This is a genomic window from Celerinatantimonas marina (genome assembly GCF_046054165.1).
GTDB lineage: Bacteria > Pseudomonadota > Gammaproteobacteria > Enterobacterales > Celerinatantimonadaceae > Celerinatantimonas.
Map to the genome: position 1 here is coordinate 148180 of NZ_JBFNXK010000004.1, position 22972 is coordinate 171151.

A 22972-nucleotide genomic window follows, 5' to 3' on the forward strand; every position below is an offset into this window, starting at 1 on the left:
GCCACTGAAAAATATTGAATAAGAAAATCTGCTAAGACCTAATAATCCCACACAGACTCATACTGGCCCGCGATCACACGCGCCATGACTTTATTCTGTCCCACTTGATAACTAATATCTGCCGGATGCCTGGTATCCCACAACGTTAAATCCGCTCGCATACCGGGAGCGATCTGGCCGATCACAGCGCCCAGCCCTAACGCTTTCGCCGCATGACAGGTGACCCCCCGCAAGGCTTCCTCAGGAGTTAATTTAAACAGCGTACACCCCATATTCATGATCAGAGAAAGATCATAAAACGGCGAGGTTCCGGGATTGGCATCCGTTGACAATGCCATGGGAACACCATACTGGCGCAATGCTTCGACGGGTGGGAACTGGGTTTCTCGCAGAAAATAAAAAGCACCGGGAAGTAGGGTCGCCACTGTTCCTGATTTAGCTAATGCCTGAACGCCGGCGACATCCAGATGTTCCAGATGATCGACCGATAAACCGCCCATCCGAGCCGTCAGAGCACTTCCGCCCATATTTGACAACTGCTCGGTATGCCCTTTGATCGCCAGACCATGATCGATTGCGCTGCGGAAAACTTTTTCAGTCTGGGCGAGATTAAATGCAATCGATTCACAAAACACATCGACGGCAGTAGCTAATTTACGCCGAGCCACTTCAGGAATAATGGTGTCACAAATAAAATCGACATAATCATCCGCTTTATGCTGATATTCAGGAGGAACAGCATGCGCGGCCAATAAAGTAGGTTCGATATGGATCCGGCGCTGTGAAGCCAAAATATTCGCGGCTTCCAAGCATTTCAGTTCATCCCCCAAGTTCAGTCCGTAACCGGATTTTATTTCTACCGTCGTCACTCCGGAGCGGATGAGGCCATCTAACCGAGGCAGCGCCAAGGTTACCAAATCACTTAAGGAGGCTTCACGGGTCGCATTCACCGTTGCCAAAATGCCACCGCCTCGTTTTGCAATCTCGGTGTAAGGAACACCTTGCAGGCGCATTTCAAATTCTTGCGCCCGATTTCCGGCAAAAACAAGATGGGTATGACAATCAATCAAACCGGGGGTCACTAACGCGCCATTCCCGTCAACCCAAAGCCGCTCCCGTTCGGCAAATAATCCGGAGGGCCCAATGGCCGCAATCTGATCCGATTGGATCAGAATACTGACCGGCCCCTGAACCTGATATCCGATAGCACCGGTCTCCATCGTGACCAGATGCACATTTGTTAAGACCCAATCCATATGATTTACCCAACATACAACCTGTATATACAAATAATAAAAAATGCTCAGAATGACAAGAAGTTTATCCGTCTTTATTCTGTTTTTGATAAAAATAACAACTAAAAAAGCCCCTAACACGCTGCTTTTATTTTATTTAAATTCAATATTTTTCAATCAGATAGATAAAAAATAAACGAGGGTAACCAAGCATTTCAAAAGACGATGGATGTCACTTGCTTTGTCTATACTACAAATAGCGCCACGATGTTCCATTGACGCTGAAATTGCTATCCCGACTCCGTTTTCAGAATAGAAATTGCATTACTTGTGCGCAAAAATCGCAACGACATTGCACAATATTAATGCACGACGCAAAGCTCATTCCCGATGGTCAATAAATTACATTTAAAATCAATCAATTAAAAATCCACTGTAACTGGCACAATTCCTGAGTGTATATACATATCTACTCATTAGGGCAAATCTGCCATTTAATCGTTCAGGGAGTGAAAGTCGATGAAGTTTAGTAACCTTTCTAAAACTGTTTCTAAATTTACCTGTGCCGTCACCTTATTGTGTTCTCTGGGTGCCCACGCCACCGATAGCATCGGTTCGCTGAAAATGGGAATTGAACCCTGGCTCGGTTATGGGCTCTGGCATGTTGCCAGCCAAGATGGGTTGTTCAAAAAACAGGGCTTTAGCAAAGTCGATATCGTTAATTTCACCGAAGACAAGGATATCAACGCCGCGCTGGCCAGTGGCCAAATTGATGCCGCTAATATCGCCACCCATACCGCAATGGGAATGATTGCCGCAGGATTACCGGTGAAAGCGGTCTTACTATTGGATCAAAGTAATACGGCAGATGCGATGCTGGTCGATAGCTCGATCAAATCACTCAAAGATCTCAAAGGTAAACGTGTCGCTTATGAAGAAGGAACCACCAGCGATATCTTACTCCACAGCGCACTCAGCTCCGTCAACATGAGTGATAAAGATATTATTGCGGTACCAATGCCTGCTTCCAATGCCGGTAGCGCCCTGATTACCGGTAATGTTCCCGCCGCAGTCACTTACGAACCCTATCTGACCGTTGCGAAAAAGAATCTACCTAACCTGAACATGCTTTACAGCGGTGCCTCCGATCCGGGCCTTATCAGTGACGTGTTAGTTGTTCGCCAATCCGTGATCGATCAACATCCGGAACAAGTGGCAGCACTGGTGCAGGTTTGGCAACAATCCGTCGCGCATTATAAAGCGCATCCTAAACATGACCGCGCCGTGGTTTCCACTGCGGTGGGTGCAACACCAGCGGAACTGGCTACCGCATTCGATGGCGTCAAATATATCGATTTGAGCACCAACAAAACCATGTTGGAAGGTGATTTTCGTACGCAGACATTCCCTCATATTTTAAAAGCAGCGAAAGAGGCCTCGCTGGTGCCCAATACTGTGACATTTAACCAAGTCTTTGATGACTCATTTGTCAAAAAAGCGAAATAATGAGGTCAAAAATGCCGACGACAACCGCGCAAAGCCGTACTGATGCCGAGCTTGTCACTGCCCCAAAAGGCGCTAAAAAGCGCCATACTTTGTTTACAATCGGCCGCTTGCCAACACGTTGGCAAGCCATTGGTTTGGCTCTGGCCACTTTTATTGTGCTGCTGGGGCTGTGGTGGTTTGCAACTGCGACCGGTCGAATCAAACCTATCTTTTTACCGGGTTTAAGCCACGTGTTGACTCGTATGGTCACGCTGGCCCACAACGGAACCTTATGGTCGGATGTGCAGAGCAGTTTGTATCGGATTGTGATCGCCTTTGTGATCTCTTCGGCGATGTCGATTGTGATCGGGATTCTCGCTGGCTGCTATGGCTTTTTTAAATCGATTGTCGAGCCGCTGGTCGACTTTATCCGTTACATGCCGGTAGTCGCCTTCGTGCCGCTCACCATCTTATGGGTCGGCACCGGTGATTTTCAGAAATTTCTGGTGATCTGGATCGGCACCTTTTTCCAACAAGTGCTGATGATGATCGATGCCGTAAAACGAGTCCCCAAAGATTACATCGGGTTGGGACGCACGTTGGGCATGAGCGATTTGGCGATCTTAGGGCGCATTGTGCTGCCGGCGGCGTTGCCTAATATCTGGGATGCACTGCGCATCAGTTTAGGCTGGGCCTGGACTTGGTTGGTATTGGCCGAACTGGTCGCGTCAACCTCCGGTCTGGGATATCGAATCGTCGTGTCCCAACGTTATTTTCAGACCGATACCATTATCGGCTACATTCTGTTGCTCGGCATTTTAGGGCTGATTACCGATCAGGTGATGCGAGCCGCCGAAAAACTATTGTTCAAATACAATAAGCGGGGGTAAAGATGGCCAGTTTAACAATTCGGCAGCTGGACAAAAGTTATCCGCTTGCCAAAGGCGCACGCAATCTGGTGCTCAATAAAATAGACCTGACGTTGCATAGCAATGAATTCGTGTCTATCGTCGGAGCTTCGGGCTGTGGCAAAAGCACTCTGCTCTCGATTGCCGCCGGATTAGAAGAATTTGATAGCGGCGAAGTACTGGTCGATGACCAACCGATCCAAGGGCCGGGCATTGATCGCGGCGTCGTCTTTCAAAGCTACACATTGCTGCCTTGGTTGACGGCCCGGCAGAATATTGAATTTGCCCTGAAATCTGCCGGCTATGCACACACCGAGCGAGCTGAGATCGCTCAGCAGCATTTAGAGCTGGTCAAACTAGCCCACGCCGCCGACAAATGGCCAGCAGAGCTTTCCGGTGGGATGCAACAGCGCGTCGCCATTGCCCGAGCGCTCTCCTATCGCCCGAAAATTTTGCTGATGGATGAACCCTTCGGCGCACTGGATGCCATGACCCGACGCCAGATGCAGCAATTATTGTTAGAAATTTGGGAAACCCATCGTCTGACGGTGATGTTCGTGACGCATGATATTGAAGAAGCGATATATCTCTCTGATCGCGTGGTGGTGATGAAACCCGCTGAAATCGACCAATGTATCGATATTCCCATCGAGCGTCCTCGTGATTTTTCAGTGACCCATCACCCTGATTTTCTCAATATTCAAAGTCAGATTTTTGAACGCATTAGTCAACCTTTAGAACATGCTTAACCAGTGAGGAGCATTACATCATGGAAGTTTCATTCTATGACCTGAGCGGACAAGCCGAAATTCCTTCTGCCTTATTACAACGTACCGAATCAGACCTGTCCTTTTTTAGCGAAAAAGTCACCCCCATTATTGAAGAAGTTCGTACCCATGGCGATCAGGCCTTAATCGATTTTGCCATCAAATTTGATGGTGTCACCGTTCCGACCTTCTCGGTCAAAGCGCAGCCGAGCGAATTTGAAGCGGCTTTCGCCAGCCTTGATCCCGAGGTCATTGAGACTATCCGTTATTCCGTTGAAAATGTGCGCGCTTTTCACGAAGCTCAAAAACCCGAAGAGATGTGGCTTAAAGAAATGCGACCCGGAGCCTTTGCCGGTGACCGCCATGTTCCGATTGAAGCCGTGGCTTGTTATGTGCCACGAGGCAAAGGCTCATTCCCGAGTGTACTGATCATGACCGCGGTACCGGCCGTCGTCGCTGGGGTGCCAAAACCGATTATCATCACCCCACCGGGTCCCGATGGTACGGTTGATGCGGCCACGCTGGTTGCCGCTCAATTAGTCGGCATTGAAGAAGTTTATAAATGTGGCGGGGCTCAAGGGGTGGCCGCCGTGGCTTTTGGTACCGAATCGGTTCCTAAATGTCTGAAAATCGTCGGTCCCGGCAGCCCGTGGGTCGTTGCGGCTAAACAACAACTGACGCATCTATTGGATCCGGGCGTTCCTGCCGGTCCGAGCGAAAGTATTATTCTCGCCGATGAAACGGTCGATGGGAAAATAGCGGCGCTGGACTTGTTGATTGAATCGGAACATGGCCCGGATTCATCAGCTTATTTGGTCACCCACTCTAAAGCCGTGGCCGATGCTGCGATCAACGCACTGCCCGATTACTGGCAGCAGATTGAGCCCAAACGCATGGAGTTTTCGCAAGCCGTATTATGTGGCCATCACGGCGGCGTGATCTTGACCGATAGCTTTGAAAAAGCGATTGAATTCGTCAATGCATATGCGCCGGAACATTTGGAAATTTTAGCCAAAGAGCCGATGTCGGTGATGCCCAAAATTCACAATGCTGGAGAAATTTTGTTGGGCAATTACACCCCCATTTCTCTGGGGAATTTCGTGTTGGGTCCGAATGCCGTATTACCCACCAATGCCAAAGCGAAAACAGCCGGACCGCTCTCTGTATTCGATTACATGAAGCGGATCTCGGTCGGGTATGTCACCGAAGCCGGCTATGCGGAACTAGCTCAACACGCCAATCGCTTCGCGCATTATGAGGGCTTTAGCGGCCACGCATTAGCCGTTTCCAAGCTGCGTGATCAATTGCTTAAAGGCGATTCACATGAGTCATGAACCTCTTGCGGCCCAAGCCAACACCCTGGCCAAGCAAGGCCAGTGGCAAGCCGCGAGCGATAAACTCAGCCAGCTTATTCGCGAAATGACCGGTTCCCAACCGGTCTCGCTCACCATCAATCGGGATCAATACAGCCTTAATTCACTGAATGGATTGGCGGAACTAAGCCGTGGTGAATCGCTCTTTTTTAAATATCATCATGAGGAAGGCGAAGAGAAGTCGATTGAGGAGTATTACCGGGCCGAGCTGCTGCAAACCTATGGATTTCCGGTCGATCTACCGTTGTATGCCTGTAAAGAGCCGGGACGCCAGTTGCTTTTATATCGCAAGCGGGAGACTGAACGTTTTGCCGATGTTTGTCGTCGCTGGGAAGCATCGCCCGATGCAGCCACCCTTCCTAAATTGGTCGCCGCGCAGCGTGCACTCGATCAATTGACGTTCGAGCGAGCCATCAGCACTCTGCGCGTCGGTGATCCAGCGCAGATCCAAAAAGAGGCAATCCACCAGCTCTTTTATAATCGCTTAATCGATACCGAACACGAAGCCGGTTTCGGCGGTCGCGTCGCGCGCTTTTATGTGGATAAACCGATGCAACTGGGCGATGAAATACTCAGTTGGGAGCAGTTTGCCAACTATCAGTGGCACATCAATGGGATCCATTATCCGCATTCAGTGGCCACACTCTTTCGCCAAGCGGCGCACTATTTAGCGCCTAGCGAACTCACGGATCAGGGCGTTATTGTTGCACATGGCGATGCTCATAATGCCAATGTCTGGTTTGAAGATGAACCCGGTCAAAATGCCCGGCTCACCTTATTTGATCCCGCTTTTGCCGGTGATCAAATCCCGGCGTTGCTGGCTGAAGTCAAAGCGACTTTCCACAATATTTTTGCCCATCCGTATTGGCTGTATGAACCGGGACTGGCTCCCCAACACTATCAGGTTGCCGTGGCCGTGGACCATGATCGTCAGCTCATTGCCATTCATCACAATTGGCAACTCAGTAAGCTTCGTCAGGCATTTTTAGAGAGCAAAATTAATCACTATTGGCGTCCGCTGCTCACTGAACTGAAAGCACGTCAGTTACTCCCTTTGCACTGGCAATCTATCATCCAGCTGGGATTATTTTGTTGTCCAACTTTAGTACTCGATCTGCGTACCGGCGGTTTTGGCCAGCACAATCCGACCAGTTCGGCTTTAGGCTGGGCGATTGCCGTCGCACTCGGTAACGGCGGTGATGGTTTAGGTGATTGGATCGCGCCATTAGATATGTTGGCATAAGGAGCCTTATGAAAGCGGCACAACTTTACGGGATTGGGGATATTCGCATTGATGAGATAGCCGCGCCAACCAACCTCGAAGCCAAACAACTGCGCTTACAGGTGGATGCCGTCGGCATTTGTGGCTCCGACCTGCATAACTATCAAACCGGCCAGTGGATGTCACAGCTCCCGATGATCCCGGGTCATGAGTTTACCGCGACTGTGCTCGAAATCGGCGCTGATGTCGATGCGTTTCAGGTCGGTGATAAAGTCGTTGCCGATTCGCGGGTTTGGTGTGGCAAATGCCCGGCTTGCCAGCGGCAACAGTACAACCACTGTGCATCGCTCGCTTTTGTCGGCGAAGTGTGTGCCGGTGGAATGACCGAGCAAGTACTACACGATGAGCGGCAATTACTTAAAGTACCTGCATCACTGCCGCCCGAAGTGGCGGTATTAAGTGAACCGCTGGGCGTTTCGCTACGCGTGATCCATCAACTCGCGGCCGCCGCAGGAGAAGTGGTCAAAATTGCCGGAGGTGGAACCATTGGCGGACTGGCCGCATTACTACTGAGTGACATCTTTCAGCATCCGGTCGTATTGAGTGAGCCCAACCCCCAGCGCTATCAAAAATTAAACGCGCTGATCGCTTTGAGCGATGAGCAACCGTTTCGCTATGCCATCGATGCCACCGGTATCCCTGCGGTCATTAATCAATTAATCGAACAGATTGAACCCGGTGGCCGCATTGCTCTCGTGGGTCTGCCGCACCAAAATCAGATGATCGACATTTTAACGGTGGTTGAAAAAGAGATTACGCTGATCGGTTGCAGCGTCTTTGATGGCGAGCAGCGTCAGGCCATTGACTATCTATCCCCACTGGCCGGGAAACTCAAACAGTTGGTGTCACCACCATTCGCGTTAGAGGATATCCCCAGCATTTATGAACAACTGAGTCAGGGCGGCGCCGATTACCTGAAAGCCGTGATCCAACCGAATCGTCGTCCTCAATAACCCACATTGCGTGGATCGCCTCGCGCTTTAGCGCTGATGCGTAAGGAGTTAGCAGATGCAATCATCCCTATTTTCGGTACGCGGCAAACGCGTCATTATTACCGGTGGCAGTAAAGGGATCGGGCTGGCATTAGCCCGTGGTTTTTGTGAGGCGGGTGCTGAAGTGACCATTACCGCCCGGGATCCCCATTATTTAGAGCAGAGCCGCCAAGCACTGGCGAAAATCAATCCCCATGTTCGGGCTCAGCCCTTGGATGTCACCGATATCCATGCAATCAACACTTTCTTTGCCAACCAACCTGCTTTCGATATTTTGATCAACAATGCCGGCACGGAACACGTTTGCCCTTCGCTGAAGATGACCGAATCCATCTGGGATCAGATTATCAATACCAACCTCAAAGGCAGTTTCTTTTGCGCGCGCGCCTGTGCCGAGCACATGAGCCCGCACGGCCACGGTGTTATTATCAATCTGTGCTCGTTAACCAGTGAGGTCGGCGTCCCCGGAGCAACCCCCTATGGCGCCTCTAAAAGTGGTCTGCTAGGCATGACGCGAGCGTTAAGTAGCGAATGGGCCAAACTGGGGATCCGTGTCAATGCCATCGGCCCCGGCTATTTTAAAACCGAGATGACCGATGTGTTCTATCAAGATGAGCAGTGGTGTGAATCCATGTTAGAGAAAATCCCGATGCAACGCTTTGGCGAGTTAGACGACTTAATCGGCACGGCTATCTTTTTAGCCAGCGATGCCTCCCGCTATATGAGTGGTCAGGTACTCTATGTTGACGGCGGTTATTTAGCGTCTATCTGACAAGGAGCGGCACGACCTTTTAAATCGGATACTCGGAATAAAAATCTACAGGACACGACATTCATCATATGTGTATCGCTTACTCTTTATTCTAAGAAGCAATGATATGTTTTATGCGTAAACGACCTGAAAGCGCTCTAAAACTAACACCATATCTTCATGAGGGGTGATCCCTAACTCGGCGCATTCATTTGAGAAAAATTCCCAATGAACTTTGCGCCACCATGTTAATGTCTTATCCCCCTCACCTTCGGCGGCCGCGAATTCTGCAGTAACCTCTTTGAATTTACACTTAGAGACTGATTTAATGGCTACGATACAAACAGGCTCGCCACTCCAGTTCGTAACCACCAACAAATGGCCGACTTTAGGTCGTTCTTCACCTTTATAGTGGTACCCGTCATCCAAGCTACATGACGCGCGCTTTTCTCCTCGCCGGATCAATTCAGCGCAAACATTGGCATTGTACTCATCAGCACAAAAATAGTCCGAACTAAACGAGGTGTACTGCGCGGCTATTTCAGAGGGTAATGAATTTAAATAGTGATCCAAATAAGCCTGACATCGTTCGTTCATCAAATCCTCAAATTAATTCAAAAGTTAACTTAACGCAGTTAGCCTCAACAGAAAGTTAGCCTTCCTTAGCAAAGGGAAATACGATGATAGGCATAGAACCAAACAATCTGGAACTCAAAATGCCTCACGTGACAAATTCCGCTTAAATACGTCTACCTTAGATCCCACTTCTTCTTGAAGGCTCTGATTGATGAAGATAACGTGTAAATGTGTCTTTGGGACGCTCTAGATTATTGGCTGCCAGTACTCTGGATGCCATACCTCGGTGATTACTGCCATGAGTTAACAAATGAAGCAAAATTTCTTCGACTGACATCTGTCCTGTATCACCATCAACAAACCTAAACGGAATCACCCTTTCTAGCTCTTCTTTGGATGCGGCTTTTGTATACTGAACTAACCATGAGTCGTTTTGCTTCATGGTCTCCCGCAACATCGATAAGGTTGGTGTCTCAACAGTATTGTCAGCACTATATTTTTCAGACTCACCCAAAATTCGACTGATGAAGAGGCTATCAACGACTGTTGTATGGTTTAGGATCCTGATGAAAAAAGTGGCCTCACTTTCAGGAAGCCTTGAGAACTGCTGTTCTCCAAGATGAAGCAATTCACTATTTGCCCACTCTTTATATTGAAACGCCTTAGAAAAATCCATTGTGTCTCCATTACTATGCATTGGGAATTTGCAGAACTCAACCTGAACCTGACATCAGCAACTGCGGCAGATTGTCCACCAAATATTTTTACCATAAAATTGCCAAAGCCATGATAAAAATTCAATACAGAAAACGCTCCGCCCGCTTGGTTTGGTCATGCGCATTATGCATATTCTGTGTTCAACGATATGACTCGATTAACGAGCGGAATTTAAAGCTTGTATCGGCATACGTTCCGCAGCCCAAGAACGTGATATTCCTACCGTTTTAGCGGTTATTTTTGGCATTTGCCATAGCGCCGAACTATACTCCCATCTATTCATATTTCCCCATGTACATCAAGGACAGATCATGGCTGAGCTACCGACCCACGAAGCGTTCGAATCGCAGTTAAACAAGACTTTCGAAGTTGAATACGATCCGGAACAACCACCAGAAATACTCACCTTAAAACACATCTCAGAAGTTTCTACCATCGGGGGCGGTTTTGCGGGTTATGGCATGACATTCGTCGCGCCGCTAGCTGAAGGCTATTTAATGCAAAAACAGTGGCCGATGAAGAATGACACCCTAGGAGAATTCAGCCTTTTTCTGGTGCCAGGGGGTCCCAAAGAGGACACCTTCGAGTACAACGCCACACTGACATTCAAACAATCTTAATGGCGGCCTAAACTAGGATTCTGTGCCGACGCTCAGGAACGTCCGCTCACGATGAACGTTCTACGGCATATCAACAACATCGGAAAAGCAAAAGGAGGTGATCATGGCAGAGCCTTTTCTGGGAGAAATCCGAATGTTCGGATTTAATTTCCCGCCAAAAGACTGGGCCCTATGCAATGGACAAGAGATGCCCATCGCCGATAACGCGGCACTCTATTCATTACTTGGCGTAACCTTTGGCGGTGATGGCAGGAGCGTGTTCAAACTTCCTGACCTACGCGGACGAACCCCGATCCATCTCAACCCAGCCAGGGGAGCAACTTATGCCCAGACCCGGGGAGCCTTTGGCGGGCAAGAAGTGGTCACATTAACAGTTGACGAACTGCCCGCACACCAGCACGCGTTCTATGCTACTGAAGAGCTGGCCGATAAGGGGCTCTTGGCTCCGGATCGACGGGTTTTGGCTCAAGCCAATGGCGCTATTTATGGCCCCCCCACCAATCTAGTGCCATTAATCGTCAATAGTATCAGCGAAACCGGCGGAGGGCAGGCCCATGCCAATTTACAGCCTAGCTTGGTGATCAATTTTTGTATCGCACTTAAAGGAGAGTATCCAACCCGGAATTAGCCGCCGTTGGATTGCAATCAGCTTATGAATATTTTTTCAAAAGGAGACGGTTATGGCCGATCCATTTTTGGGTGAAATACGCATGTTTGCCGGAAATTATGCTCCATACCACTGGGCCTTCTGCGATGGCCAGATTATGAATATCGTGAACAATGAAGCTTTGGCCAGCTTATTGAGTAGTATCTATGGCGGGGATGAGCGCTCGACATTTGGTTTGCCGGATATGCGAGGCCGGATCCCCGTTCATTTTGGTCAGGGTACAGGCCTGACAACCCGGCAAATCGGTCAGCGATATGGGATGGAATCCGCTGAATTAACAGAAGCACAGATCCCGCCACACCGACACAGCATGAATGCTTCTACCGATGTTGCCAGGGATACTTTTCCCTCGAATAATATTCCTGCAGTAGCGAACCCTGGATTTTATAGTCAGGGACAAACGGCCTCGATGGTAGTGAATTTTCCCGACTCGGTGATCGGGAAAACAGGCAGTAATAAACCGCAGCATTACAACATCATGCCTTCTCTGGTGCTTAACTTTATTATCGCCATGCGAGGTGCCTATCCACCCAGAAACTAATGCCTTTTTAAAACCAATACTCATCTGAAAAACAAGGAGGCAATATGGCAGAGCCATTCATCGGAGAGATAAGAATTTTTACCTATAACTTCCCACCCAATGGTTGGGCATACTGTAATGGCCAGATAATGAGTGTCGGCGAAAACCCGGCGTTATTCTCTGTGATATCAGACTATTGGGGCGGGAACGGTAGCACCACTTTCGCTTTACCAAACCTAACCGGACGCGCACCGATGCATTCTGGGAAAGGGCCGGGCTTAACTAATCGGGTTATAGCAGAGCTGCCGGGGCTCGACGAGGTCGGGTTGGGTGAGAGTATGTTACCGACCCATTCGCATTTGGCGAGTGCCTACCGTTTAGCCGGAGAGGAAACCGCGCCCCAAGGACATTATCTGGCCAATGCAGACGGTATTTCTGAGTATAAGGACATCCCTTATACCGCCACCGAAATGAGTTCATCTATGGTCGGGGAGACAGGGAAAAATACGACTCATCTTAATTTACAACCATACCTGACGCTCCCCTTCTGCATTGCGCTTGAGGGCATCTATCCTTCCAGAAACTAAATAATAGCGTCTGATGGGAGATTAACTACGGTTCAAGATAAAAGTGCTAAATAAGTGTTCTTAAAACCAGATCATAGAAGCCTTTTCCAACCTTGTCCTCCTCATCATTCCCGGCGCGGAGGGGCAATGTATCGGAATAGCTGCGACTCCTTGGATGGAGCACCGTGAGGAACAACTATTTAGGCACAAAAAAATTTTATTAAACAGAAGGGATATCAAGGGGCTACCACATGAAAAACATGGGATTAGATTGGCACATGTGGTACCCCCAAACGGTCCGATACCAACGAAACCAAGGCCGTGTGTTATGGCGCTATTTAGCCGATAAGCGTTTTACCGAGCCTTTTTTCAGCGACACCCTACGAACCGCCAAGGCACAACCGAGGTGGAGTACTTGGCAGCAACTGAGTGAAATTGCCGCGACATTACATTCTGTAGGGGAACCGACTGGGTTTATTTTTCATACATCACGTTGTGGTTCCACCCTGATGGCGCAGATGCTAGCTCGGCTAAGCAGCAATATTGTGATCGCCGAAGCTCCGGTCATTGATATGGCACTGAGAGCCAATGCCTTTGAACCAGACATCCCCCGCGAGATTCGCATCCATCGGCTAAAGACGGTGCTATCCATCATGGGCCAACGCCGTTCCACCAGCGAGCAACGACTGTTTATCAAATTTGATGCATGGAACATCGCCGAGTGGCCACTCATTGAACAGGCTTACCCACATGTGCCCAAGTTGTTTTTATACCGCGAGCCGCTGGCAATACTGGTATCACACCAACGAAGATGCGGGATGCATATGATCCCACAGTGGCTTAAAGGGAATCCCTTCGATCAAGCGGCAGAAGGGCTTAGTTTTCATGAATACGGGGCCTGGGTTTTATCGGCGTTGTTCAACGCCGCCATCGGCTACGCGGCCCATCATCCACTGCTCTGTGTTAATTACGCCGAAATTGCTGCACGCGCCGATGCTATCTTCTCTTTTTTCAATATGGCGGTGAACTCAGATGAGATCCAAGCGATGAAGTCGGCGCTGCGATATGATGCCAAAGCTCCCGACATACGCTATAACCACACCCAAGCCTATCAGACCGACCAAGCCCCAATAACAGATGAACTGCGGCACTATGCAGAGAAATGGCTAGCAAAGCCCTATCAGACATTGGAAGGACTCAAGACATCAACAGCCACATGAGCCGAGAACTAAGACCCGCTTCGTGAAAAATGTATAAAGAAGAGGGTCATTTATTATGTTCAGTCATGGAGGAGTCCATAATGGCCCCTATAATTAACTACCCGTCCCGCTATTGATACTCCCTTCAACACTCGTCTGTTGTTTTCCTTCTGTTCTCATGTTGACCGATATGGGGATTATCGTCGGCGCCTCGTAGTGACGTTTCTTGGTTGTATACTGAGCGTCAATAGTATCCGCTTGAATAGCTTGCTTATCGTGTTGCACTTTGCCTCCTACCATATATGGATTCCTCCAGATAAAAATTCAATAACGTTTTCTAATCCGCGCTCCGTTCTTCTCGGGTGAAGCATCATTAGAAAACGCAAGTGAATCCCACTTAGTAGTATAGATAGATTAACGAGATTGTGGGTGATTTTGGGGTGATTTTCAATTTGATAAAGGTTCCTCTCACCCCATGCGCTTTAGTCGATCATCATATTCCAGCCTATTCAGAGTGATCGCAGCCACAAATTAAGCCGTCTTACCGCATTGACATTGCGTTTCAAGGAAAACGCCTGTGTGTCATCGATAATGGCATCACTTCGTGCAAATGAATCGACTTGTTTATGCCATTTGGGCAGATCAATGAGTTCAGCTAAACGCGGATCTAAATCAAGTAACTCTTCCGGTTGACCATAGCGCCAGGCCGAAACGCTCTCGGTCACAACGTTACCCATATTTTTCGTCGGTTTCCAAGCCACCTTAGGCGGCACGGTACCATCGATAGCCCGGCGGTGTAAATAGCGCCCCATACCGTGAGGGCCAACTTTTTCTATCGCCGGGGTCGATAGATACTGCTGAACCAAACGGACATCCCATAGCGGCCAGCAATAATCAATACCGTAAGAGGCCGCAACCAAGGTGCAATTTTCCAATCGTGCAGTGAGCTGCATTCTGTGTAGATGATGCCTCAGAATGAAATCATTAATTCGCCGAAAGGGGGCGTCAAACCGGGCATTATCCATATAACGCTGCCGGATACCGAAGCGCTCAGCCACTTCGGCGCGAATGATACAATCTGGCCAACGTTGCTGATATGCCGACAACAGGCCGGTATGGAAGGCTGGATTCTTTCGTATGAATGATCGCTTGGCAAAGCGCAAAGGGCGGCTCAAATAATGACCCGGGGTAATGTCCCACAGCGCGGCATAAAGCCCTTCATCAAGCAGTTCGTAAGGTAACAGGTTACCGGGATTGGTTACCACCTCGTCGCCACCGAACCCGGAGAACAACCGATTAATACCATGTAGCGCACATTCACGATAAAAAGGAATATGCAATACGGCATTGGCATGCTCATCGGGATAACCCAGCACCTGGAGCGTACGCTCGAGCACCGATGTTTCCAGGTAATTCAGCGTTGTCACCAAATAGTTATGCGCAACACCACAGTAGCGACTGGTTTCCAATATATATTCCGCTTCCAGCTCACTGAGCGTGAAACCGAAGCAATAGAGCTGCTCGGTAGGAAGCGCTAGATATTTAGCCAGATAGGCGGTGATCGTCGACGAATCAATACCCCCGCTACTTTCGCTGCCAAATCGTTCACATGCTCTCATCCGGCAACGAATAGAGGTCTCTAACACCGCACGATATTCATTCACCCAGTGCGGGTCGCGCCGCGTGGCCATAGGCGCATCATCACGCCATTGATGCCAACAGCTGATCTGGGGGGTGCCATGAAGTTTCAGGGTCAAGCTGTGCCCGGGCGGGAGTTTCTGGATCTCGGTATAGGCGGTCGTTTGCGGCTGAAAAGAAAGCCCCCACAGATAACGGACCATCCATTCCGTATCCGGTGTGGGTCGTTGTGGATGAATGGCATTGATCGCCGGCACCGATGAACCAAAAACCAAGCCCTGCTCATCGAAGCGATAATAAAGCGGTTTAACTCCCATGGGATCCCGCGCCAAGAACAGCAGGTGGGAACGGGTATCGAGCACCGCCAGAGCAAAATCACCAATCAAATGCTGCGGTAGTTGTTCAGCCCACTGACGCCATCCCGCCAGAATCAGTGCGGCATCATCACAATGCATCGGCAGGCTAAGCGCATGAATCAACTGCTCACGATTATCTAGCCGCCCCCAAAATGCAATCCCCCATTGACCATCCGGTGAGACCAAGGGGATGGCTGTATCGGTTTCATCACGGGATTGTTCATAAAGCCAACCCGCAGCCGATTGCCAATAGCCCGTTTTCTGAGGTGGCAAGTATGGAGAGAGCGCTTTACCAACACTATCGGGGTTGCTATGAAAAACGTGATCCCGAAAGGGGAACGTACCCGCAAACATATGGTATCCCTTATTTTATGGCATAAACTGGATCGGGGGCTAACGACAACGAAATCGCCCATCATTCTTATTCTGCTAACGAACCTTTCGAATGATCCGCACACATAATTTTCCCCCAAATGAAGAATAATGAAAAGCCATCATCAGGCGAATAACCTCAGTCATTAACACTGTAAGCTATATTTAATTTAACAACTGAATCGCCACTACTTTACTAAACAACTTTTAACGACTTATCTTCCTCTAAATGACATAAAAACAGCGTGAGTACTGGCTCTATAAGGTGGGATAAGGTGGGTGGCCTATTATTATTTTTTCTTGGTTTTACTTGCTTTTCAAACCATAAATCAAGGGCATAATGCAGATAGATGTTCGCTAATATCGGACTGATAATCCCGCCCTGCGGCGAACCGCTGATCGGCTTTTCATACTGTCTATCCGGTGTTTTGATGCGTGCTTTCAGCCATTGACTGATAAGGCTTAATATCGCGTTATCATCAATACGCAGTTTTAGCATTTTCATTAACCAATCGTGGTCTAGGTTATTGAAGAAGCCTTTAATGTCGGCTTCGACGATATACCCATATCCGCTGAACTGGAGATTCAGTGTGAGACTGTGTACCGCCTGATGCGCACTTTTATTCAGTCTGTAGCCATAGCTGTTACGCAGAAAATCCGCTTCCCAGATACTTTGCAGTATCTGACTGACGCCTTGCTGCACTAACTTATCTTCCACGGTCGGTAAACCGAGTGGCCGTTGTTTGCCATTGCCTTTAGGAATATAGACTCGTTTTATGTCGTCAGCCCGATATCGCTTTTGCTTCAATGCTTCTGCCAATCGGGTGACATTCTTCACCAGTTTTTGTTTATATTGAGGCAATGTGACACCATCAATGCCTGGTGCAGAATATTTATTGAGCTGCCCCCAACTTTCATACAGTAAATCTTCTCTTAGTAATCCATATAAGTTTTGAAATCTGTGTTTGGGGTGGCTATGTGATTTTAATGTGATCGCGTTTAGTTCGGTTGTCATAGTGTATCCAGCCCTACATCGTCCGGTCTATGTGTCTGCTAAACACGTGATATAACTGCCAGTCCCTTCGCCATGTGATCGGCTTTCCCGTCTCGGACTACTATGAACTGGTCTGACTGCCAAAGGATTATCGTTGGTCTTGCTTTTGGCTTAACTTCCCTACCATTTCCTTATGGGATCCTTTGGCTCTCTCAAGTTCCTGATGCATCTCTTTATGTATACCACGGCTTAATAACTCCGCTGACTCGCCACAACCTCACTCATAACGGTTGCTTTGCATGGACTTCGGTGGCGTTACAAACCTCGTCAGTCAGATTGGCTTTATCGAAGCGATACCAGCACTTCAGGGACACGATTTCCCCTATGGTCTACATAATTCTCTGTGTACGCTTCACCTGTTTTGTTCGCCGTAAAAAAAATCGGCTCCGCCACAGGCGCAACACTCGATACAGGTGGTGAGTTAAACCTTACCTGACAGGGACTTTCACCCTGTTAGATGCATCAAGCTTCGCTTGACGCACTAACGCCCGGCTCAGACGCAAACAACCAGAGCGGGATTTGTGCCAAAACTGGCGCGGTCGTTGGTTGTCGCTTGGAGCCGTTTGTTATGTACCTGCTTAACTAACCCCAGAAACAACCAAATTCGTCTTTATCTATAACCTTGATAAAATCATCTAACGTTTTAACAGACAAATTTGGCTCATAACCATGCCATTTTAAATCTGCTCTCATCCAGAAAATTTTCCATGTCCCTGTTGTTTTAACGTATGTTGCTTTTGCTACTGGATTTTCGATGATTTCAGAAGGTTCTTGCCAGTGCGGACGAACCTCGAAAATTTCTATGCTTTGACCAGAAAGCCTATACCTGAGGTCTAATTCCCTTCTTATACTCGGCTCTGGTCTTCGCGCTTCAATATATGACCCAATTACTTTCTCATAGCACTTTTGCTCAAATTCGGAGAATGCCATAGAAACCCCTGTTCAAAATGATTTATCGCTAGTCTACCGAATTATTAAGACGAAAAGTACATAACAGTTGTATATTGCGCACTCCATTTCAATGAATGAAATGATGACAATCTTGTTGGAGCTCTCAGAATAGATATTTAAGTTCATATCTGTGGGGACTTGGAGTAGATCGTATAGCAAAATTAAAAATTAATAGGACAGCCACACTAACAGAAAATTAAATCTTATACTGCTGAAGAATTATTAGGACACCCACAACAAAATAAGCAGGCCACCCACCTTATAAACCCTGTTCTAACAGGATCCTTTAGCCTCCCGTCTTAAAGATAATTCAAATAATCGAGGCCGCCACAACTTTACCAACAAAATGAATGAAAATGCAAAGTGAAGGTCTCGGCTATTTTACTTCCTCTCAGATCATAAGATCCGCATGAATACTGGCTTTATCAGGTGGGCGGCCTATTTATTATTGATACAGGTGGTGAGTTAAACCTTACCTGACAGGGACTTTCACCCTGTTAGCAAGAATACTATCACCATAGCAGACAGAGCTAAGCGCTTGATACTATAGAATATTTGATAGGCATAAGAAAAGCTATTCATGGATTTTGCAAACAAAATCCCCTTAATTACTAGGGGCTTCACACAATGAGCTTGTGCTTATAGGGTAAAAGACGCTTGTTTGACTTCTTTAGTCTTTGGTTTCAGCGTTACTAACGAACTGCTCTTTACTTGCTGAGAATCGTCCTGCTCTTGTTTGAGTTTTGACGGGTTGAAAACCTTACGCCACTCCCTAAGCTCCATGCTTCCTTTTAGCAGAGTATCAGTCATCGTATTTACCTTTTAGAAATGTGTTGAAGTAATGATGATTAAGGTCTTGCGAAAAGTAATGCTTCCTCTTTGACCATATAAAACCGTCACCTTTAGATATTATAGCAACATCGATGGGACCGCCAACGGTTTCGCTATCATTAGAAACTTTTCTTTTAAAAGCCGTGATATTCACTAAAGATTCAGCCATATAGGCTAAGTCTTCTTTACTCAAAAACTCAATCATACGGATAACTTTATCTGTATGTTCATCACGAATAGCAACATTTATTTTTTGGTTTGCATCATCCCATACCGAATTTAAGCAGTCAACAACTCTCATTTTCAATGCTTCATCTTCTGTTTGAGATAGCTCATCAATTAATTTTTTTACACTATCAAGATGCAAATTTGTAGCTTCTTTGTATATATTTTCAATCCTATTTTTGAGGATTGGATTTACACCATTTAAAAAAGTAACGACTTCCTCTTCTTGAGCATAGGCTACGATGCCTGACAACCCTGCAGCTGCACTTTTTTCCGGTATTGGTGCATATCTCAACTTGTCCTCAATATAACCTTGTACCTTATACGTTAAAATTACAGGGAAATATTCATCTTCGCCATAACCAGCAAATACTACACCAGTATTTACGCCCAAATTATTTTGTTTACATGCAATGTATGCAAATACATCACAAAATTTTTGTTTTAAATTATCACTTAAAGTAATATTGAAAACATTGGGCAATATTTCATCAGCAAATGGTTTTGCTGTAGCTTTTAATTCATCTATAGAACTACTATCAAACCCATTAAAATAGTCACTTACAGCAAGTTCAGATATAACATTTTCACAGCACTCTTCTAATATTTGTAAACTCGTAATCGTATCAGGTAAACTACCATTTATATCAGCATAAGAACTACATTCTCTTTCCAATAAGTTAGCTATATGAATAGCTGATTGTACAAAGGTTCCAGATAAGCTATCGCGACGTAAATCACGAGGAATTAATGTGTCAGACTCACATAAAAATGTCCAAAAATCTTCAGCGTAGCCATCTAATGTGCTAAATGATTTATTACCTAACCTTTTTCTATATGTTTTTACAATCAACTCCCAAGGGACATGACACAAAGATCCTGTTCCATAAACCATTATGCCAACAGGATGATATTTAGTTAACGCAAATAATTTTTCAGCTCCATTATAAATTTTTTGTTTTATACCAGAAGTTACCGTAACAGCTGAATCAGCAGCTAGCGAAACCCCACTTTTATTAAATACCGCAATTTCAGCCGTCATATTTAATTCCTTGTTTACCCATACTTAAATTATTAAAGCAATATATAACATCGTAAAACTTTTTATATTTCTTTCTAACGCCGCCAACACAGGCCGAGCGTAGCGAGGTCCAGTGCAATGCGCTTTTTGCATTGCACGAATGTGCTTGGCTTTGTTAGTGGCTTATGCAACTTGAACCTCATTGAAATTTGGGTTTTCTTCTAGTAGTTTTTTAAAAAATACAAAACAACTATCCGAAACACTCATTTTATTCTTGCCAAGGAGCTTTTCTTTGAAGCTTCGATGCTTGTCAACCTGAAACACCCACTCTATTTCGTCTTCTGGATTATCGCCTTGTTCCAAGTAGGCACAAGCACCAATTAAGTAGCTGTTGCCTTCAAAATCTAATTCACTGTACCAGCCCCAATCTTCGGCATCTGGTTCAGAAATTTCGATGCTCCCCGCCAACTCTGATTTTAGCCAAGCAAGCAGGGATATTCCGTAGATCGGGTTTATGGGATTCTCCCTTTCTTTAGAAACATCGAACATTGATGTCTTAAAGTGTATGGCTTTATTCATGACTCTCCTTGCCCACTAACGCCCGCTTAAGCGGTGAGCAACGCTACTACAATACTCAATTATTGCTCCATAAACACCCCAGCCAAATCAAACTAAAACCGCCGAGCGTTGCGAATCCGTCTTGAAGCGTTTGTTAGGACTACCGCGCCACACGCAATAGTTTAGATGCCTTTGAGATTTGAGTCCCTTTATAAAACATATACAGTCCTACGCCAATAAAACCTGCACCCAGAATTTTGGGCATAACACCAAAGAATGGGTCTGAAAATGTATTTATTGCAAATGCTCCAACAAAAGGAAAAACTATCCCAAAAAAATAATGAATCGCCAATCCTATATTGCCCGAAACACCTGTCGTATTATTTATATATGCATAGGTGTTAAAGACTCCATTACTTACCTTGCCTGCGACAGTGATATTATCACTATCATCTACTAATACAGCTTCGCGAGATTTAATCTTTACGGGCTGTCCATCCAAATGAAAAATCGTTACATGAGTAGTTGTCACACTTCTATTGCGACCTCCACCACTGATTTCTATCGTACTTTTTAGCTTAGAAACCACACCTTGCAATATATCCATGTTCTGCCTATCTCAATAATTAATATTGCTCTATGTTGTAATAAGTAGTCCTAACAGCTGTATATTACGCACGCTCAAAAACTACCTGCGCACTTTTATCCCAAAACCCAATAAAACCATATTTATCAATAAGGTATACCGATTTCTCTCGATATACCTAGGTTGCAAAATGAGCGCGCGCAATATCTACTCAAGCCTTGCGCAATAACTCCCTTGTTTTATTCATAGTCCTTTGATTTAAATATATTTTTTAAAATATTATCAGAACAAAGTGCGCGTGCTTTGCAGCAAAATGCGCGCAGTTTTTGAACAAAACCGATACAACTGTATAGCCACACTACCGCACTGATGGCTAAAACCAGTGTCAATCTAAGATGATCGTTATTTGAGTCGAGTCATCAACTAACCATAACGAGAGCGGGGATTTTTGACAATGGCTTTAAATGATATTTTTATCATATTAGGGGCGAGCGTAAAGCAGTTCCGGGCTCAGATCGGCTAGCTGACGGCAGCCCAACTGGGCCAATGTCCGATCAATTTCGGATTGTATCAGTTGAATCGCATGCGAGACGGCCCGTGGGCCACCGCTGGCCATCGCATATAACAGCGGTCGGCCCAGTAACACGCCATTCGCTCCCAGCGCCAGTGCTTTCACAACATCGGTGCCCCGGCGAAAACCACTATCGATAAAAACCAGCGGCTCAGGGCCAATCAATTGCCGAATGGTAGAGAGCATTAAAACGGGGCTGACGGTTCCATCTAATTGCCGTCCACCATGATTGGATAACATCAGGCCATCGCAGCCTAATTGGATCGCTTTTTGGCAATCCGCAGGGGCAACCAAGCCTTTCACCAGCATCGGGCCATCCCACAATGCGCGGATCCACGCCAGAGAATCCCAGTCCAAGTGGGTTTCCATCTGCTCAGCAAAATACGCGGCCCCACCGACGCCTTTTTGATATTGCGGGGGGAGATACGGTGTTAAGTTTCCAAAACCGGGGATACCCTGCGGTAAAATAACTCGTCGAACCCAGTTGGGTTTACAGGCAATATTCAGATAGCTTTTCAGTGAGAGTTTCATTGGCCGCGCATAGTTGCGTTTATCGCGTTCCCGATTGCCAAAATGCACGGCGTCCACTGAAACCACCAACACTTTACAACCACTGGCTTTCGCGCGTTTTAGCAGATCTTCCGTCACCCGTTTATCTTTGAGAACATACAGCTGAAACCAATGATTCTGATGACCCAGCGCCCCGACCTGCTCGACCGAACTGGTTGAGACGGTACTTTGAATGTACGGCATGCCCGCATCGGCCGCCGCTTGTGCCAGCAGTTCATCCGCGTGGACATGCAACATCCCGTTATACCCGGTCGGAGCCACAGCCAGCGGCAATTCAAACCGCTGCCCCAACCAATTCACACTCAAATCACGTTCGGTAGAAGCGCGCAGAACCGGAGGAATAAATTGCCAGCGATCAAAAACGCGTTGATTTTCGGTCATGGTCACTTCATCTTCAGCGCCCCCATCGACATAATCAAAGGCAAATTTGGGGAGTTTTCGCCGTGCGGCTTGGCGATAATCATTTAAATTCAGTAACATCATACGTCCCTATAGCGATGGGTTTACCACGATAAGCTGGCCAATAGCCTCTATATTAGAAGTCCGATTTTTGATTGTCTATACAATCAAATACATGGAAA

Annotated in this window: 23 protein-coding genes; 12 read left to right on the top strand and 11 right to left on the bottom strand. The window is 46.9% G+C overall.

Annotated elements, in window-relative coordinates; all coding sequences use genetic code 11:
* Positions 1-38: 38 nt before the first annotated feature.
* On the bottom strand, positions 39-1256 hold the full coding sequence (gene hutI, locus ABUE20_RS05965; RefSeq protein ID WP_408618944.1) for an imidazolonepropionase: 1218 nt from the start codon (positions 1254-1256) through the stop codon (positions 39-41).
* Between the two features lie 498 nt (positions 1257-1754).
* Here hutI and ABUE20_RS05970 point away from each other — a divergent pair, with 498 nt between their 5' ends.
* From ABUE20_RS05970 to ABUE20_RS06000, 7 genes are read left to right on the top strand one after another with little or no spacing between them, the layout of a single operon-like run.
* Complete coding sequence (locus tag ABUE20_RS05970; protein ID WP_408618945.1) at positions 1755-2741, top strand: ABC transporter substrate-binding protein; 987 nt, start codon at positions 1755-1757, stop codon at positions 2739-2741.
* 11 nt (positions 2742-2752) lie between these two features.
* Positions 2753-3610: an ABC transporter permease gene (locus tag ABUE20_RS05975; RefSeq protein WP_408618946.1), complete on the top strand. Its 858-nt coding sequence runs from the start codon at positions 2753-2755 to the stop codon at positions 3608-3610.
* Between the two features lie 2 nt (positions 3611-3612).
* On the top strand, positions 3613-4377 hold the full coding sequence (locus ABUE20_RS05980) for an ABC transporter ATP-binding protein (protein ID WP_408618947.1): 765 nt from the start codon (positions 3613-3615) through the stop codon (positions 4375-4377).
* A 20-nt stretch (positions 4378-4397) separates the two neighbouring features.
* Entirely contained in the window at positions 4398-5729 is a 1332-nt protein-coding gene (hisD, locus tag ABUE20_RS05985) for a histidinol dehydrogenase (protein ID WP_408618948.1), read from the top strand.
* Entirely contained in the window at positions 5719-7011 is a 1293-nt protein-coding gene (locus ABUE20_RS05990; RefSeq protein WP_408618949.1) for a hypothetical protein, read from the top strand. The genes hisD and ABUE20_RS05990 overlap by 11 nt, the downstream gene beginning before the upstream one ends.
* A gap of 8 nt (positions 7012-7019) precedes the next feature.
* The gene (locus ABUE20_RS05995; protein WP_408618950.1) at positions 7020-8003 is read left to right on the top strand and encodes a zinc-dependent alcohol dehydrogenase; all 984 of its coding nucleotides are present in this window, start codon (positions 7020-7022) and stop codon (positions 8001-8003) included.
* Positions 8004-8058: 55 nt separating this feature from the next.
* On the top strand, positions 8059-8814 hold the full coding sequence (locus tag ABUE20_RS06000; protein WP_408618951.1) for an SDR family NAD(P)-dependent oxidoreductase: 756 nt from the start codon (positions 8059-8061) through the stop codon (positions 8812-8814).
* A gap of 111 nt (positions 8815-8925) precedes the next feature.
* On the opposite strand, the gene ABUE20_RS06005 is transcribed toward ABUE20_RS06000, so the two are convergent.
* Together ABUE20_RS06005 and ABUE20_RS06010 are read right to left on the bottom strand one after the other, a co-directional pair.
* Positions 8926-9390: an ASCH domain-containing protein gene (locus ABUE20_RS06005; protein ID WP_408618952.1), complete on the bottom strand. Its 465-nt coding sequence runs from the start codon at positions 9388-9390 to the stop codon at positions 8926-8928.
* Between the two features lie 157 nt (positions 9391-9547).
* On the bottom strand, positions 9548-10045 hold the full coding sequence (locus ABUE20_RS06010; protein ID WP_408618953.1) for a DinB family protein: 498 nt from the start codon (positions 10043-10045) through the stop codon (positions 9548-9550).
* Positions 10046-10397: 352 nt separating this feature from the next.
* Here ABUE20_RS06010 and ABUE20_RS06015 point away from each other — a divergent pair, with 352 nt between their 5' ends.
* From ABUE20_RS06015 to ABUE20_RS06035, 5 genes are all read left to right on the top strand, one after another.
* Positions 10398-10706 (top strand): DUF6916 family protein, encoded by a 309-nt coding sequence (locus tag ABUE20_RS06015; RefSeq protein WP_408618954.1) that lies wholly within the window; start codon positions 10398-10400, stop codon positions 10704-10706.
* 103 nt (positions 10707-10809) lie between these two features.
* On the top strand, positions 10810-11334 hold the full coding sequence (locus tag ABUE20_RS06020; RefSeq protein ID WP_408618955.1) for a phage tail protein: 525 nt from the start codon (positions 10810-10812) through the stop codon (positions 11332-11334).
* 52 nt (positions 11335-11386) lie between these two features.
* Positions 11387-11914, top strand: a complete 528-nt coding sequence (locus ABUE20_RS06025; RefSeq protein ID WP_408618956.1) for a phage tail protein — start codon at positions 11387-11389, stop codon at positions 11912-11914.
* Positions 11915-11958: 44 nt separating this feature from the next.
* The gene (locus ABUE20_RS06030) at positions 11959-12480 is read left to right on the top strand and encodes a phage tail protein (RefSeq protein ID WP_408618957.1); all 522 of its coding nucleotides are present in this window, start codon (positions 11959-11961) and stop codon (positions 12478-12480) included.
* 230 nt (positions 12481-12710) lie between these two features.
* Entirely contained in the window at positions 12711-13679 is a 969-nt protein-coding gene (locus tag ABUE20_RS06035; protein ID WP_408618958.1) for a hypothetical protein, read from the top strand.
* Positions 13680-14167: 488 nt separating this feature from the next.
* On the opposite strand, the gene ABUE20_RS06040 is transcribed toward ABUE20_RS06035, so the two are convergent.
* From ABUE20_RS06040 to ABUE20_RS06075, 8 genes are all read right to left on the bottom strand, one after another.
* A complete protein-coding gene (locus ABUE20_RS06040) occupies positions 14168-16006 on the bottom strand; it encodes an asparagine synthetase B family protein (protein WP_408618959.1) in 1839 nt (612 codons plus the stop codon).
* 214 nt (positions 16007-16220) lie between these two features.
* Entirely contained in the window at positions 16221-17039 is an 819-nt protein-coding gene (locus tag ABUE20_RS06045; RefSeq protein ID WP_408618960.1) for a reverse transcriptase domain-containing protein, read from the bottom strand.
* Between the two features lie 621 nt (positions 17040-17660).
* Positions 17661-18008 (bottom strand): DUF3024 domain-containing protein, encoded by a 348-nt coding sequence (locus tag ABUE20_RS06050; RefSeq protein ID WP_408618961.1) that lies wholly within the window; start codon positions 18006-18008, stop codon positions 17661-17663.
* 660 nt (positions 18009-18668) lie between these two features.
* Positions 18669-18839, bottom strand: coding sequence for a hypothetical protein (locus tag ABUE20_RS06055; RefSeq protein ID WP_408618962.1), 171 nt, complete (start codon positions 18837-18839; stop codon positions 18669-18671).
* Positions 18832-20127, bottom strand: coding sequence for a hypothetical protein (locus ABUE20_RS06060; RefSeq protein WP_408618963.1), 1296 nt, complete (start codon positions 20125-20127; stop codon positions 18832-18834). The genes ABUE20_RS06055 and ABUE20_RS06060 overlap by 8 nt, the downstream gene beginning before the upstream one ends.
* Before the next feature lie 162 nt (positions 20128-20289).
* A complete protein-coding gene (locus tag ABUE20_RS06065; RefSeq protein ID WP_408618964.1) occupies positions 20290-20685 on the bottom strand; it encodes a hypothetical protein in 396 nt (131 codons plus the stop codon).
* A gap of 139 nt (positions 20686-20824) precedes the next feature.
* On the bottom strand, positions 20825-21271 hold the full coding sequence (locus tag ABUE20_RS06070; RefSeq protein ID WP_408618965.1) for a hypothetical protein: 447 nt from the start codon (positions 21269-21271) through the stop codon (positions 20825-20827).
* Between the two features lie 460 nt (positions 21272-21731).
* The gene (locus ABUE20_RS06075; RefSeq protein WP_408618966.1) at positions 21732-22871 is read right to left on the bottom strand and encodes an alpha-hydroxy acid oxidase; all 1140 of its coding nucleotides are present in this window, start codon (positions 22869-22871) and stop codon (positions 21732-21734) included.
* Between the last annotated feature and the right edge of the window lie 101 nt (positions 22872-22972).

What these genes read in the sequence shown, in the direction of transcription:
- ABUE20_RS05995 (WP_408618950.1), top strand. Translation starts at nt 7,020, where the DNA reads ATGAAAGCGGCACAACTTTACGGGATTGGGGATATTCGCATTGATGAG.
- ABUE20_RS06065 (WP_408618964.1), bottom strand. Translation starts at nt 20,685, where the DNA reads ATGAATAAAGCCATACACTTTAAGACATCAATGTTCGATGTTTCTAAA.
- hutI (WP_408618944.1), bottom strand. Translation starts at nt 1,256, where the DNA reads ATGGATTGGGTCTTAACAAATGTGCATCTGGTCACGATGGAGACCGGT.
- ABUE20_RS05970 (WP_408618945.1), top strand. Translation starts at nt 1,755, where the DNA reads ATGAAGTTTAGTAACCTTTCTAAAACTGTTTCTAAATTTACCTGTGCC.
- ABUE20_RS06060 (WP_408618963.1), bottom strand. Translation starts at nt 20,127, where the DNA reads ATGACGGCTGAAATTGCGGTATTTAATAAAAGTGGGGTTTCGCTAGCT.
- ABUE20_RS05990 (WP_408618949.1), top strand. Translation starts at nt 5,719, where the DNA reads ATGAGTCATGAACCTCTTGCGGCCCAAGCCAACACCCTGGCCAAGCAA.
- ABUE20_RS05975 (WP_408618946.1), top strand. Translation starts at nt 2,753, where the DNA reads ATGCCGACGACAACCGCGCAAAGCCGTACTGATGCCGAGCTTGTCACT.
- ABUE20_RS06035 (WP_408618958.1), top strand. Translation starts at nt 12,711, where the DNA reads ATGAAAAACATGGGATTAGATTGGCACATGTGGTACCCCCAAACGGTC.
- ABUE20_RS06055 (WP_408618962.1), bottom strand. Translation starts at nt 18,839, where the DNA reads ATGACTGATACTCTGCTAAAAGGAAGCATGGAGCTTAGGGAGTGGCGT.
- ABUE20_RS06045 (WP_408618960.1), bottom strand. Translation starts at nt 17,039, where the DNA reads ATGACAACCGAACTAAACGCGATCACATTAAAATCACATAGCCACCCC.
- ABUE20_RS06000 (WP_408618951.1), top strand. Translation starts at nt 8,059, where the DNA reads ATGCAATCATCCCTATTTTCGGTACGCGGCAAACGCGTCATTATTACC.
- ABUE20_RS06015 (WP_408618954.1), top strand. Translation starts at nt 10,398, where the DNA reads ATGGCTGAGCTACCGACCCACGAAGCGTTCGAATCGCAGTTAAACAAG.
- hisD (WP_408618948.1), top strand. Translation starts at nt 4,398, where the DNA reads ATGGAAGTTTCATTCTATGACCTGAGCGGACAAGCCGAAATTCCTTCT.
- ABUE20_RS06010 (WP_408618953.1), bottom strand. Translation starts at nt 10,045, where the DNA reads ATGGATTTTTCTAAGGCGTTTCAATATAAAGAGTGGGCAAATAGTGAA.
- ABUE20_RS06050 (WP_408618961.1), bottom strand. Translation starts at nt 18,008, where the DNA reads ATGGCATTCTCCGAATTTGAGCAAAAGTGCTATGAGAAAGTAATTGGG.
- ABUE20_RS06070 (WP_408618965.1), bottom strand. Translation starts at nt 21,271, where the DNA reads ATGGATATATTGCAAGGTGTGGTTTCTAAGCTAAAAAGTACGATAGAA.
- ABUE20_RS06030 (WP_408618957.1), top strand. Translation starts at nt 11,959, where the DNA reads ATGGCAGAGCCATTCATCGGAGAGATAAGAATTTTTACCTATAACTTC.
- ABUE20_RS06020 (WP_408618955.1), top strand. Translation starts at nt 10,810, where the DNA reads ATGGCAGAGCCTTTTCTGGGAGAAATCCGAATGTTCGGATTTAATTTC.
- ABUE20_RS05980 (WP_408618947.1), top strand. Translation starts at nt 3,613, where the DNA reads ATGGCCAGTTTAACAATTCGGCAGCTGGACAAAAGTTATCCGCTTGCC.
- ABUE20_RS06040 (WP_408618959.1), bottom strand. Translation starts at nt 16,006, where the DNA reads ATGTTTGCGGGTACGTTCCCCTTTCGGGATCACGTTTTTCATAGCAAC.
- ABUE20_RS06075 (WP_408618966.1), bottom strand. Translation starts at nt 22,871, where the DNA reads ATGTTACTGAATTTAAATGATTATCGCCAAGCCGCACGGCGAAAACTC.
- ABUE20_RS06005 (WP_408618952.1), bottom strand. Translation starts at nt 9,390, where the DNA reads ATGAACGAACGATGTCAGGCTTATTTGGATCACTATTTAAATTCATTA.
- ABUE20_RS06025 (WP_408618956.1), top strand. Translation starts at nt 11,387, where the DNA reads ATGGCCGATCCATTTTTGGGTGAAATACGCATGTTTGCCGGAAATTAT.